The organism is Paenibacillus amylolyticus (assembly GCF_001570725.1).
GTDB lineage: Bacteria > Bacillota > Bacilli > Paenibacillales > Paenibacillaceae > Paenibacillus > Paenibacillus amylolyticus_A.
This window is the reverse complement of record NZ_BCNV01000001.1, coordinates 2,228,068-2,242,391: the sequence shown is the minus strand read 5'-3', so window position 1 is coordinate 2,242,391 and position 14,324 is coordinate 2,228,068. Positions and strand designations below refer to the sequence as shown.

The 14,324-nt window shown below is 44.0% G+C and carries 10 protein-coding genes; 6 read left to right on the top strand and 4 right to left on the bottom strand.

The features are described from left to right. Nucleotides 1-172: 172 nt before the first annotated feature. The 3 genes from PAHA3_RS09970 to PAHA3_RS09960 all read right to left on the bottom strand — a co-directional run bounded on the left by PAHA3_RS09970 (nucleotide 173) and on the right by PAHA3_RS09960 (nucleotide 5,007). Nucleotides 173-2,641, bottom strand: coding sequence for an FAD-dependent oxidoreductase (locus tag PAHA3_RS09970; protein ID WP_062834594.1), 2,469 nt, complete (start codon nucleotides 2,639-2,641; stop codon nucleotides 173-175). Then, the gene (locus PAHA3_RS09965) at nucleotides 2,638-2,952 is read right to left on the bottom strand and encodes an ArsR/SmtB family transcription factor (RefSeq protein WP_062834593.1); all 315 of its coding nucleotides are present in this window, start codon (nucleotides 2,950-2,952) and stop codon (nucleotides 2,638-2,640) included. Before PAHA3_RS09965 ends, PAHA3_RS09970 begins: the two co-directional genes overlap by 4 nt. A 240-nt stretch (nucleotides 2,953-3,192) precedes the next feature. Beyond that, a complete protein-coding gene (locus tag PAHA3_RS09960) occupies nucleotides 3,193-5,007 on the bottom strand; it encodes a family 43 glycosylhydrolase (protein WP_062834592.1) in 1,815 nt (604 codons plus the stop codon). A gap of 266 nt (nucleotides 5,008-5,273) precedes the next feature. Here PAHA3_RS09960 and PAHA3_RS09955 point away from each other — a divergent pair, with 266 nt between their 5' ends. The 3 genes from PAHA3_RS09955 (at nucleotide 5,274) to PAHA3_RS09945 (ending at nucleotide 7,999) form a co-directional block, all read left to right on the top strand. Then, on the top strand, nucleotides 5,274-6,632 hold the full coding sequence (locus tag PAHA3_RS09955; RefSeq protein ID WP_062834591.1) for an alkaline phosphatase: 1,359 nt from the start codon (nucleotides 5,274-5,276) through the stop codon (nucleotides 6,630-6,632). 343 nt (nucleotides 6,633-6,975) lie between these two features. Continuing rightward, a complete protein-coding gene (locus PAHA3_RS09950; RefSeq protein ID WP_062834590.1) occupies nucleotides 6,976-7,416 on the top strand; it encodes a hypothetical protein in 441 nt (146 codons plus the stop codon). 106 nt (nucleotides 7,417-7,522) lie between these two features. Next, complete coding sequence (locus PAHA3_RS09945; protein WP_062834589.1) at nucleotides 7,523-7,999, top strand: ferritin family protein; 477 nt, start codon at nucleotides 7,523-7,525, stop codon at nucleotides 7,997-7,999. Between the two features lie 202 nt (nucleotides 8,000-8,201). Here PAHA3_RS09945 and PAHA3_RS09940 read toward each other — a convergent pair whose 3' ends face one another. Then, complete coding sequence (locus PAHA3_RS09940; protein WP_062834588.1) at nucleotides 8,202-10,427, bottom strand: stalk domain-containing protein; 2,226 nt, start codon at nucleotides 10,425-10,427, stop codon at nucleotides 8,202-8,204. A 169-nt stretch (nucleotides 10,428-10,596) separates the two neighbouring features. Between PAHA3_RS09940 and PAHA3_RS09935 the strand changes: the two genes are divergently transcribed. The 3 genes from PAHA3_RS09935 to PAHA3_RS09925 are packed head-to-tail and all read left to right on the top strand — an operon-like array spanning nucleotide 10,597 to nucleotide 14,259. After that, a complete protein-coding gene (locus tag PAHA3_RS09935; protein ID WP_062834587.1) occupies nucleotides 10,597-12,060 on the top strand; it encodes a spore germination protein in 1,464 nt (487 codons plus the stop codon). Beyond that, nucleotides 12,053-13,141: a GerAB/ArcD/ProY family transporter gene (locus tag PAHA3_RS09930; RefSeq protein WP_082762764.1), complete on the top strand. Its 1,089-nt coding sequence runs from the start codon at nucleotides 12,053-12,055 to the stop codon at nucleotides 13,139-13,141. Before PAHA3_RS09935 ends, PAHA3_RS09930 begins: the two co-directional genes overlap by 8 nt. Beyond that, the gene (locus PAHA3_RS09925) at nucleotides 13,138-14,259 is read left to right on the top strand and encodes a Ger(x)C family spore germination protein (protein ID WP_062834586.1); all 1,122 of its coding nucleotides are present in this window, start codon (nucleotides 13,138-13,140) and stop codon (nucleotides 14,257-14,259) included. The genes PAHA3_RS09930 and PAHA3_RS09925 overlap by 4 nt, the downstream gene beginning before the upstream one ends. Nucleotides 14,260-14,324: the final 65 nt, after the last annotated feature.

Below are 14,324 nucleotides of genomic sequence, written 5' to 3'. Positions count from 1 at the left end.
TTTAGAGCTAAAATCAAATACCGTCCTTGTCATCACTCTATGTTGCTGTTATGGGTAAGTCAAAGAACCGTTTCTGAATAAAACGTTCATTTTTCTTGAACAAAAAAATGCCACTCATCGTGGCATCCTCTCGGTACTCATTCAGTTATTCTACTCAGTATTACTAATTTTTTTAAATAAACAGATTATGATTGGCTTGTGATGCTTGTCCAAGATAGTAACCTACTCCACCAATTTTAACTTGGTCTATTAATTCTTCACGCTGAATTCCCATTAAATCCATGGACATTTGGCAGGCAACGATCTCTACTCCTTGAGCAATTGCGCTTTCTATTAATTCCTCCAACGAAGGCACATGATGTTTTTTCATCAAACCACGGATCATCTTCGGGCCTGCTCCGAGCATATTCATTTTGGACATGCCTAGCTTCTGGCTACCGCGAGGTAACATCATATCAAACATACGGCCGATCATAGTTTTGGATAACTTCTGCGGTTGCGGCTTACGAATAATACTCAATCCCCAAAATGTGAAAAACAGGGTTACTTTCCGTCCACTCGCTGCTGCCCCATTTGCAATAATGAGTGATGCGATCGCTTTATCCAGATCGCCACTGAAGACAACCATCGTGCTGGCAGGATCGCTGATGGGGGAATCCGATACGGGTTGTGCTGTATTTTTAGCAATGACGGACTCAATGGTACCGCCTTTCATTCTTTCCAACTGCAAGATTGTGGAACCCGACATTGTGGCCCATGCTTTGACATCTTCATAGAAGCCTGGATCGGAAGCTTTCACACGAAGGGTTTCTCCGTTTGAGAGTTGATCCATTTTCTGCTTAACCTGAATTAGCGGACCAGGACAACTTAATCCGCATACGTTCAACTCATGATCAATACGTTGCGGCTGTGTAGACTCAGAGGAAATAGACTTTTTTTCCTTAACGTCCACCGCAGGATCATGATGATCTTGTTTTGCAGCAGTAAATGGAGCAGGCTTAAACTGGGCTTGACGGTATGTTTTATAACCACCACTCAAGTTTTTTACGCTAAAACCATACTGACGCAAAATTTGCGAAGCTGTGTAACCACGTAAGCCGACTTGACAGTATAGCCAGATTTCTTTGGATGGTTCTAATTCATCTAACCGCTCACGAAGCTCATCAACTGGAATAGAGAGTGAACCCGGAATATGACCATTTTGATGCTCGATTTCACTGCGAACATCCAGAAGTATCGACTGCCCCGGCTGACGATCAGCCAGTTGATTATAGGTGAACGTCTGAACACGTCCGGTGATCATATTCTCTGCTGCATATCCAGCCATATTCACGGGATCTTTGGCAGAGGAATAAGGTGGCGCGTAACTCAGTTCAAGCTCTGTCAAATCCCCGACATGTCCTCCAAAATGAATGGCTACAGCAATGTCATCAATTCGTTTATCCACTCCATCATAACCGACTGCTTGTGCGCCTAAAATTTTACCTTCCGGAGTAAACAGCAGTTTAAGAGTAATTGCGCTCGAACCCGGATAATACGATGCATGAGAAGCAGGGTGTACGATAACGGTTTGATATTCCACGCCGAGACGTTGTAGTGTTTTCTCATTACTGCCTGTCGTGGCTGCGGTCATTCCAAAGACTTTGATAATGGACGTACCTTGTGTTCCTTTATAGGTAGAATGAAGCCCTGCGATACGGTCGGCAACAATACGGCCTTGTTTGTTGGCAGGTCCGGCAAGTGGGATCGTTGCCTTCGTACCATGAATGCTTTCCGTTACTTCGATGGCATCCCCAACAGCATAGATATGTGGCACACTACTTTCCAAGGCTTCATTTACGATAATATGTCCACGTGCACCCAGCGAAACGCCACTATCTTTCAAAAAATAGGTGTCCGGCGTTACGCCTATCGCAAGAATAACCATGTCAGCAGTCAGCGTATCACCATCCGCAAGTTCAACCTCTATGCCCTGCTCTAGGGAATGGAATCCCTGAACACGTTTGGAAAACAGCAGATTCACACCGTGGTTCTCCATTTCCTGTGCCAATGCGGCTGCTAACTCGGGATCATATGGGGTGAGCACTTGTGCATTCCCCTCAATCAGCGTTACATCCAGACCAGCTTCCTTTAAATTCTCAGCCATTTCCACGCCAATAAATCCACCACCTATGACGATCGAAGACTTGTTGTTAGATGAACTTATCTGGTCTTTGATCCGATCAATATCTGGAATACTTCGTACGGTATAAATTAGTGGATTGTCCTTACCCGGCAGATCAGGAATGATCGGTTTTGCACCTGGTGACAATATCAACTCGTCATAGCTTTCTTCATATGCACCACGCTCCTGAGATTGTATCTTAACCACTCGCTTCTGCGAATCAATAGCTAAGACCTCACTTCTTGTACGCACATCGATACGAAAGCGATCTGCCATCCCTTTTGGCGTCTGCACCAGCAGACGCTCTCGATCATCGATTGTGCCACCTATATAATAAGGTAAACCACAATTGGCAAATGAGATATAGGGTCCCTTCTCAAAGATAATAATTTCGGCATGTTCATCCAGACGGCGAAGACGTGCAGCTGCAGATGCCCCTCCAGCTACACCGCCAACTATTAGTACTTTTTTGCTCATGATTCACAATCATCCTTTTCAAATAAAGTTTTAATAATCTGTTCAACCCGTTGATCGGCAAGCACATAGTTCACTTCAAGACCATTTCGCTCCGTAGCAACAATACCTGCACTACGAAGCTTCTGGAGGTGCTGTGACACTGTGGATTGGGGAAGATCCAGACATTCCTGCATATAAGAGACATTACATTTTTTTTTCATCATCAGTCCCCGAACAATGCATAAACGAATGGGGTGAGACAAAGCTTTCAGCAGATTAGCTGGTTCATCGAATTGTTTAATGTTATTGCTGTCAAAAGCGGGATTGTTCACAAGTATTCCTCCTAAATCGTTATATCGTAATAATACGATTTAATGCTTTGCATGTCAAATGTATTCTGGATTGAGTGCATTCAATTAGTCGCATACCCGTTCAACCCTATGGTTTTTGCTTGTTCCAGGTGGAAGATATAAATAATAAAAATGCCTGCCAAAACCGCTAAAAGCGACATTTGACAGGCATTCATGTTGTATCAGGCCATTATAGATAGCGATTTATTGAAACGTCTTATATTAGAGTATAACAGGCTGAATCAGTCCGTCCTTACCAAAAAGAAGCGGGTCCATACATATTTCGCGGTGATACCCCTTTCCGGAGGAAAACCTGGATAGTGGCGTCACAAAACGGTGATAGGCAATCTGGTATTGTCCCGTTTCGGAATCATTAAATATACAGTGATGACCTGTGCCCAGCATGCCTTTCTCCACATTTTTGCTCAGAATTGGGTATCGATAGGTGATAGGACCGTATAATTGCTCTGACGTACCGTAATTCACATGATAGTCTTCACTGCCTGTGTCATCACAGGACCATGTAAAGTGGTATAATCCACCCTGCTTTAACACGGTTACTGCCTCACGAAAATCATGCAAGCCCGCCAGATTGCTCATTGTGTCCTCAACGACACTTATCATGTCTTCACCAAGCTCCACAATGGCACCATGTCCATTGCCAAATAGCAGATACGGTCTTCCATCATCTTCGACATAGATTGAGGGATCAATCGCTTGGCCCATAGTAATGCCCAGACGTTTCAACTGCTCCATTGTGATTAAAGGCTGCGACTCGGCCAGGAATGGACCAATCGGTGTATCTGCTACAGCAACGCCGATGGCACTCTCGCCGTTCCGCATTTTGCCACAGAAATAAAAATAGAACTTTCCGTTTCGGCTGGCAATTGCCGGTGCCCAGGCATTACCGGTTGCCCAAGCGACATCCTCTGTTCCCAGATCAAGGATCACGCCTTCGTCTTGCCAATGCTTCAGGTCTGAAGAAGAAAACACTTTGAACTGTGTCCCCGACCACCCCTCGAAGCCATCTGTTGTCGGATACATATAGTAACGATCCTCAAACTTGGCTACATCAGGATCGGCATATTGTCCGGGAAGCACCTGATGACCATCCCCGAAAGCTGCGAGAAGCTGGCTGCACTCCTCAGCTGTGATTGGCAGGACACTTCCATGCCGCTTTTGAGTCGTGCCCATATTGAATTCAGCATCAGGGACGATTCGGAATTCTCCACTTCCCAGATCTGTAGTCAGCAGAGGAAGATAACCTCTGCCTTCAGCAAATCGATCAACAATCAGGCACCATTCCTCCCGGTCATTGAATTTGAAGATTTGAGGTCCCTCCACACCTGCCAATGCTTCCAGTACCGGGGCTTGAAGCGTAACAAACGCTTCTTTGTCGAGAGAGGCTCCTTTTTCTACCCGTATGTTTTTGGTTGTTTCATCCTTGGAGTATCGATAATAAGATCCATCCACAGGAAGAATCGTTGTATCTATAATATGATTATCCCGCTCAATGTATTTTTCCGATGCAGAAAACGTACGAAAGTCTTTTGTACGAGCGCTGTATATTTTTTGCTTTCGTTCTTGCTCCTGAGGTTCCTGCGTCGCAGAAGCCCAGAATACAAGAAACTCATCTGCCACTTCATCATACACAGCTTCGGGTGCCCAGACACATCCAGCTCCCTCAACACCTAGTGTGACGTTCCATGGGGATGACCAGTTCACCAGATTGCTGGATTCCCATACGATTACGTCACGGCTCCCGGCATTAACGGCATGAGTCCATCCTTTGCCGCTTGCGATGCGGAGATCCGTAGCAATCAGATAAAATTTATTTTCCTTGACTGAGCGAACCAGAAACGGGTCCCGTACCCCCTGTTCTCCAAGGTCGGAAAACAGTACAGGTGATCCGCCATTAAGGTCCTTCCAGTGAAGACCATCCTCGCTATAGGAGAAATAAACCTGCTCTCCGTCTGGTTGTTCGCCAATAAAATGTACAAAGAGATACCCGGCATAATTTGGAGTTGTTTTGGACAATGGTAAGAGCCTCCTGAAAATGAAATTGACGTTATTGTAGTCGTAAGATAAGAATGAAAGCGTTCTACTTATGTTTTATCATACTTCAAAAACATGGGGATGGGTATATTTTGTATAACAATGAAGCCACCTCTTTATTTTGTTTTTACCTCAGGTATACAAAAATCCTGGTTATCATTTACAAATGAATGATAATCTTCATATTGTTGAACAAATGAATATAGATTCATGCATTCATGTTTGAGATATAACGAGGAGGAATCATTATGAAATTATCCAAAAGAGTATTACCAGCGGTAGCGCTGACTCTGGCTGTATCGGCTTCTACGCTCTTGTCTGCCGGACAAGCAAATGCAGTTCAAGCTGTAAGTGTGGAGAAAAAACAAATCAAGAACATCATCTTCCTCATTGGGGATGGCATGGGGACCTCTTATACTTCCGCCTACCGTTATATGAAAGATGATCCTTCAACCAAGGGCATGGACAAAACCGTATTTGACCCTTATCTGGTTGGGGCACAAATGACCTATCCGGATGATGATAAACAAAATGTGACGGATTCCGCTTCGGCAGCAACAGCCATGTCGGCAGGTGTGAAAACCTACAATGCGGCCATTGCGGTTGACCCTGAGCAGAAGGAAGTCAAAACCGTACTTGAGCAGGCTAAAGAAAACGGCAAGTCCACCGGACTCGTGGCTACATCGGAGATCACTCATGCAACACCAGCTGCATTTGGTGCCCATGATATCAGTCGAAAAAATATGGATGCAATTGCGGACGATTATTATGATGAGTTGATTAATGGCAAGCATAAGGTGGATGTACTTCTGGGTGGAGGGAAATCCAATTTTGTACGCGAGGGTCGTGACCTGACGAAGGAGTTTCAGAAGGCCGGATTCAGTTATGTGACGGATCGTTCTTCTCTCCTTGCTGATAAGAATCAACAAGTTCTTGGACTGTTTGCGGACGGAGGTCTGGACAAGTTGATTGATCGTACTGCTGCAACTCCATCATTGGCTGAGATGACCAATACAGCGATTGATCGTCTCAGTTCTAACGACAAAGGATTCTTTTTAATGGTCGAAGGCAGCCAGATCGACTGGGCAGGACATGATAATGATATCGTTGGCGCGATGAGTGAAATGGAAGATTTCGCAGCAGCATTTCAGGCAGCTATTGATTTTGCCAAAAAAGACGGCGAAACACTTGTCGTAGCTACTGCCGACCACTCCACGGGCGGACTTACCCTTGGTAAAGACGGGGAATACAACTTCTTCGTAGACCCTATCAAAGCTGCACTTCGCACGCCAGACTTCATGGCAGCACAAATTGCAAAAGGTGCTTCGGTTGAGGAAACGCTAAAAAGTTATCTGAAACTGGATTTAAAGGCGGAAGAGATTCAATCGGTGAAAGAAGCAGCCCAAACTGCGGATGTAACGAAGATTGATAATGCCATTGAAGCGATTATTGATAACCGTTCGTTTACGGGCTGGACAACAGGTGGACATACAGGTGAAGATGTTCCGGTCTATGCCTACGGTCCGGCAAGTCATCGCTTCGCCGGTTTGATCGACAACACAGATAATGCCAGGATCATATTTGATATTCTCAGCAAGCACCAGTAATTCGATGATAATTCAATAGTTTACGATCACCCCTTCTCTTCTTTTATCTTAGAGAAGGTTTTTTTTTTCATAAAATCCTTATTGATATGCCACTCTACCTTTTTATGAACATCCTCAACCGTAGCCGATCTATACTTGTCTTTTTTCATGACTTTCTTGACCGAAACTTGTCCATTCACTTCGAGTAAGGCGTGTGCCTATTCCGAGTTTGGCTAATATGCATTATATCCCATGGAGTTGGTTACCATATACAAAACCACTTGCAATGATGGGAGAGAAGACAACAGAGTGATGCAGCTTATAGTGAAACTACAGAAGTAACAAAGCTTTGGAGGAAAATGGCATGTTAGGAAACATTCTGTTGGGTATGGTCATTCCCATTATATTGGGTGTATGGATTCTGCGTCGGAACTTCACAATCCTTATTCTATATTATCCACTTGGTGTGGCTATTTCAGCATCCATCAACAATATCGGGTTTAATTACTTCTGGAATATTCTTCCGAATACTCATAATCAATCCTTGGCTGCTCTCCCTATGGACCTGGGGATCTATCCAATTGCCGGATGTTTGATGATGTATGTCATCATAGTTAAAGATGCCAAGCCATGGGTGGCGATTCTCGTTGCAGCCTTGTCTCTCACATTATTAGAATGGCTTGCCAAAATGATGGGGCATGTCATTTATTTTAATGGATGGAATATTTTTTGGACCTTTTTGTCATACCTCCTGCCATTTGTTCTTGCTTATGGTTACAGTAAACTATTGAGGTATACGAAGTGAAGTTTCACTGGATCTTTTTACCAATAAAGCAGGACAGATGATATGGGTTAACGCTGATGGGCATGCGTGCATATGTTAACTCATATTCATCTTGGAGGGATTCGTAATGTATGTGGCATATCCGTATGGTTACAGGTACACTTTTACTCCGGTATGGGCAACATCATCAGCCGAAGCACTTGAATTAATCAAAACGGCTGTTCAAGGAGAAAAAAATGATGAGATGTTCTATGATTCACTGATTCAGTTATCACCCGATGCTAATCAGGCTGCCATCATCACGAGCATCCGTAATGATGAACGCGGACATAATCAAATGTTCCGCCAAATGTACAAGGATCTGACAGGCCAGGAGATTTCGGGTGTAAGCAGTGAGCCAGTTGAGACGGTCCCCTCTTACCTTGCCGGATTGCAAAAGGCGTTTCAGGGTGAATTGGCGGCTGTGGAAAAGTATAGAAAAATATGGTTTGGCCTCCCTTATGGCATATATAAAGACACGGTGTGGGGAATCATCCTGGACGAACAGAAACATGCGGATAAATATAACAATCTGATTACCTACAATTTGCCGAGTCTCTCTTAATATACGCTTGCTATCAAATGCACTCTTGCCCTATTCACCTCAAGTTATGGGAAAGCAAGTGGGAATGTTATTAGAAAATAACCTCTCCTAAGCGAAGACGATTATTTCCCAACTACAGTCTGATTTCTTCCAACGCAAAAAAAGGCAACCGAGTCATTCCTGTTCGGTTGCCTTTGATTTAGTTATAAAACCTCATATACCTTTACTTCTCCGATGGGAGCGGTGTAAAGAGCAGATTGACCGGCAAGTTACTTCCTGGCGCAGCAGAGAACAGAATCGTTACACTCTCTCCAAATGACCCTGTGCGGTACAGAACGCTTTGCTCACTTGAATTGGTAACCGCAACGTTGCCTTCGGCAATCGATACCAATTGATTGTTCACCAGAGCTACTCCGGAGTACTTCCCTCCACGAGGGTTAAAGGAGATTAGCGTACGCGGAGCGACATTGGTCAGCGTGATTTTGTACAATACGCCGAAATTGCCCGCATTGGATGCGTCTGTGTAAGCCATAGGATCTGTTCCAACCAGATTGGGATCGCTTGAATTGTCGCCAAGTGGCAGACGCGCTGGTTTTGTTCCCACCTGCTGATCGTACGTTATGTTACGTGTTGCATTTGGATACGTACCACGGTTGTGCACTCCGTCACGATCAAGCACAGGTAGCAATGGCAAAGCCTCGAACGGATCTTTATTTTCCTCGACCAGGATAACGTTGTAGTCTAGTGAGTAATCACTATAAGCGTCCGAATATAGCGAGATGACTTGTCCTTCTTTCATCGGAATTTTATTAAGTTCAGTCAAGATCAGTTTACTTTCGCCAGGTTGAAGGTATTCTTTCTTTTGATCAGCTCCAGTCTGAATCGACTTGAACCACTTATCAATAGACAATTTCCCAGCTACGGTAGCGTATGGTGTAGGTCCTGCAAAGCCCATATTTTGTTGTTCAAATACGGCCGGATTTGGGTTGTTATTGGTTGCAATTACATACATTTTCACTCTTTTGCCTGTATTGTTGACGTGGTGAATCATGAAACGGGTCTGCCCCGAAGATGATTCTTTATATACGATGCCTTCCGTATTCACGGTTTCCGGGCTGTTGCTGCGGATCAGCAAACTCGGCTCATCCATGTACGTATAAGGCACTTTCTCCATCGTAGTCACTTCGCCACCGTTAAAGGTGAATTTCTGTCCTACTGGCGTGAAGAGCAGATTGAAATCGGTAAATGAATATAAGGTCTCATTCGTTATGGTGATGACTTTGGAGTACGTGTTCGTAGCACCGTGATTGTCAGTAACCGTAAGTGTCACCGTTTTTGGACCTGGTTCAAAGAAAGCAAGTGAATTGTTCTTCCATACGGCTTTAACAATATTATCTTCATCATCAGTGCTTTGGTCTGTATATGTTATTTTTTCGCCCATTTTATATTCTTCTTTATCCGTGGCGAACATGGCTACAGGAGGAAGATTAGGAGTCAAAACTTCAATCGTCATGGAATAGGGATCGCTCCATTGGCCATTGGAATCCTGAACCTCATATGAAATGGTATATGTACCTGCTTGATCAAATGATTCTTGACGACCTGTCCAGCGTTCGTCAACGATATCCAGTGCATTTGGAGAACTGGAAGAAGTCACATAGTCCACTTTATCGCCCGCAAAGATTTCCTTTTGGGAAATGGTAAAGCTCGCAACAGGTTTGGTATTTAGATTCAACACAACCGTCTTCGCCGACTGATTTACTTTATAAGTGATGTTCAGCGCTTGAGTAATGGAAGTTAACGGCACCATGAACGTATTTTTTTGCTGATAAGCAGGGCCTTTCATCGTTCTGGTCTCTCCATTTACAGTGTAGTCTTTGCTGTTGGTCTTGAATCGGAGTTCATCGTCACCACTAATAATGATGGTTTCCTTGGTTTGGTTATCGTATTTAACCCCATATCCCACACGGTCAACCAGCGCACGAATTGCAACATAGGATACACCGTTTTTTACAGCCATTGGTTGGCCAGCAAGATACGTTTTTCCATCCTGCTCCATTTTGTTGCTATTCATGTACAACGTCAGATTTCCACCTGAACCTACTGGAGACTTCCCATCAACGGGTGGTTGCTCTACTTGAGCAGGCGTAGCTGGTGTTTCAACCTCCTCCGTGCTTCCTTCCTGAGTGGTAGAATCTGCGGGTTTCTCCACGTCAGTTTTCGTTTCATCAGAGGTTGGAGTATCGATCGATGCGTTAGTGCTCTCCGTCTTCACTTCACGCTCTGCAATCGGTTGCACTTCTTTTATCATCTCAACGGATTCTACGTTGGCCGTGTTTACGGACGCTGTGTCACTTTGCGGTACTGACTGCGCACTCACGGAACCGACTGCAAATGCTTGGAAAACGGCTAAAGCGGTAAAAATGGACAATTTCTTCTTCATATTCATGCTTTGTCTTTGGCTCCTTCTGCTCTCTAGTAATTTGTATCCCCTCAAAAAGTCATAGTATTAGACGCTAGATTTAGGAAAAAGTTTCTAATTTGATTGTGAATTATTGAATAATCGTCTTGATTTTGCACAAAATAATCCAAGTCGCATTTTGAAACGAGGTGGATCAATGGCCCCAACCAATCATGCATGCTCTGAATTAAAAATGAATATTTCTTATGTGGAGCAGTCCCTTTATCATACTGACGATTTGAAACAACATTCGCTCTTATTCAATGGTGTGCAGAGTGTGCTTCTCTATATCGATTCACTTGTAGATCAGGAAATCATTCAAACACATGTCATAACAGCTCTAAAGGATCAGACTCATTCGGAAATCTATCCATCGTTCACCACTTTAGAAAGTCAAAAAGATACTGATCTGCAAAACGGAATAGACTCACTCATTCAAGGGAAATGTCTTTACATACTTGACGGGAACCCGGAGTTTTACATTCTTTCAACCGAGAAAATGTATGTCCGCAACACAACCGAACCAGAAAACGAAGGTGTTATTCGAGGACCGCACAATGGATTCATAGAGCAACTTTCCGTTAATTTGAATCTAATCCGTAGACAAATTATCAGTCCGTCCTTAATCGTTCGATATTTTAACGTTGGCGAGAAGACACATACCAAAATTGCAGTTGTATACCTCCAGGATGTGACCAATCCAGCGTTGGTAGAAGAGGTAAAAGAGCGAATCTCATCCATATCTTCTGATATGGTGCTGGCTCCAGGGTTTATTGAAGAGTTTATTGAGGATAATCCCTTTTCTCTGTTCCCTCAGCAGCTTAGTACAGAACGACCTGACCGGGTTATTGCCAATCTGATGGAGGGACGCGTCGCCATACTTGCCGAAGGCAGCCCGTCAGCTCTTATTGCGCCAGTTACGTTTTTTGCATTTTACCAAAGTCCGGATGATTATCATGGTCGCTGGATCGTCAGTTCTTTTTTACGCTTAATTCGCATGATGAGCTTCGTCATTGCATTTACATTACCTGCCGTTTATATTGCAACCATCTCCTTTCACTCCGCGATTTTACCGTTGGAGCTGGCACATACAATCAAGAAATCACTGCAAAGTATCCCCTTTCCTGCCCTGGTAGAGGCCATGTTGCTTGAACTGATCTTTGAAGTATTAAGAGAAGCCGGGGTCCGACTTCCCAGCCGCGTGGGCCAGACGATCGGCATCGTCGGCGGTTTGGTTATCGGAGATGCGATCGTTCGTGCTGGGCTTGTATCCTATACGATGATTATTGTGGTATCACTGACCGCCATCTCGTCGTTCTTGGTACCTTCGCATGAGATGAGTTCAGCAGTGCGTATTCTCCGCTTTCCGATGATGATTGGAGCGGCGCTTTTTGGATATATCGGCATCGCATTTGGTCTGGTGATTCTAACCATTCACCTCTGTAAGCTGGAGAACTTCGGATCGCCTTATTTTGCTCCAGTCGCCCCTTTCCGATTAAAGGACATGAAGGATGTATGGATTCGATTTCCTATCTGGGCGCTTCGCGAGCGTCCTCATGATGCCCGGCCTCAGCGGCTGAATCAGCAGAAGTTCTCGAGGAGTTGGAAAAAACGTGAATAAGGAAACGACAATCACTCGGGGACAATTGTTCTTACTCATTATGAAATTTGAAATCGGTGTAGATATTTTGTCCCTCCCTTACCGGATACACCTTCTGTCCAAGGGCGGCGGGTGGATCTCTGTTTTTCTAGGAGGATTCCTGATTCAACTTATCATCCTGCTGTGCTGGCTTTTGATGCGAAGATTCCCTAGTTCTTCAATATATCAAATTGTAACGCTGATTACGGGCAAATGGATTGGGAAGATACTGATTATTGCCTACGTCGGATATTTCCTGTTGATGGGTACTTCTGTCCTGGTAAACGCCTACGGTGTAATTAACCGCTGGATGCTGCAGGATACTCCACGCTGGGCTATTTTAGCCCTCTTTTTGTTCAGCAGCATCTATTTGGTTCGTCAAAAATTGCGAATTATTGCCCGGGTGCTTGTGCTCATCTCCTTTTTGGTCTTGCCCATGATGGTATTGATCAGTTACGGAATCAAGGAAATCAATCTGTTATATCTTTTGCCTATGACCGAAGCAGGTTGGCCCAATATTATTAGTGGTTCAACCGAAACATTAATGGCGATGTTCGGATTCGAATTTTTTCTCGTTGTGTTTCCTATGGTTGAAGGTAGCAGCGGTGGCAAACTTAAGTCTGTTGCTTTAGCAAGTGCTGTTGTCGTTTTGTTGTATGCATTTACCGTGTTCATTTGTTCAACGGCTTTCAGTCCTCAGCAACTTGACTTAATGCCTGAACCTGTCATTTATCTGCTCCGCTCTATCCCACTCGGGACAATGGATCGGGCCGATTTTCTGTTCCTGCCCATCTGGTTAATTTCAATTTTCGGGGCCATTTGTGGCTACTACTACACAGCATCCTACGGTATAAGTTACCTGTTCAAACAAAAACATCATAAAAAGGCCGTGCCTTATGTCGTTATTGCTTCTTGCGTAATTTGCTATCTGCCACAACAGAAGGAAAACCTTGAGTTAATTAGTACGATTGCCAACAGATCGGCTTACTTTTTTCTGATGATCTTGCCTCTATTGCTCCTGCTCCTGTCTTATATATTGAAACGAAAAGAGAAGATGATATGAGTAAACAAGGAATGGCTCTTGGCATGCTGATCCTGCTCATGTTGATGACGGGATGCTGGGATCAGGATAGTCTAAAAGATGCAAGACTGGCTAATGCTTCAGCATATGACATCACCTCAGAGGGGGAAATTAAACAGACGCTTGAAATTGTCGATGATTTTGAAAGTGAACAAGGGAGTAGCGTTAATGAAGTCCATTCAGGTGCCGGGAGATCGGTTCGTCAAAGCACAGATAGAATCCGGGCTAAAGTGACGGGTGATATTCGTTTTTTCAAATATGGGATGATCTTATACGGCAACAAACTCGCACAGAATGACATTTATCCTTACTTGGATGTCTTATATCGGGAACCCGATTACCCGACCTCGCATGTGAAAATTGCGATTGTGGATGGTGATGCCGGAGATTTGTTACACCAGAGAAGAGTCGGCAGCATATTAATTGGTGAGTTTATTACGAAAAAAATTAAGAGTCTGGAGGAATTATGCATCTTTCCTGAAATGACGTTAGAGACCCTTCTCCCTCCCATGCTGGATCCCGGACAGGATTTTACGTTACCTTACCTCTATAAGGACGGAGAAGAAATTGATGCTCGGGGAATCGCCCTGTTTCATGGGCAAAGGTTCAGTGGGAGTCTCAATACCGAACAGGCTCCGCTATACATTATTATGAGTGGTAAATGGAATAAAGCGGCGCGTTTTGTCAAAAAGATTCATCCAGGGCCTTCCAACAATCCACGGAACTATGTCACTTACGAAGCGAATACCGAACAGATTAAGAGCAAACTGGCGGTAAAAGTAGTTGATGACGGCCAGATTGATGTAAATCTCCATATTGAACTTCCTGTAACGATTGTTGAGTATGCTATGAATCATCTTCAGGAAAAGGAGACGATTAACCGTCTGAATAGTAAGCTATCCGATGACATGACTCATGACGCAGAACAAATTATCAAGACACTTCAGCAAAGTGGTTGTGATTCCTTCGGGATTGGCAGACATTTAATTGCCCATTACCCAGACTTGTGGAAAAGCCTAGATTGGAATAAACAATATGGCCAGGTTCGTTTTCATCCGGAAGTAAAGGTTAAAATAGTCGGCAGCGGTGTTTTAAATTAATTACATGCTGTCGTGTAATTGGAAAAGCTCTCTTCCATTTGGAAGAGAGCTTTTAACTGTTGACT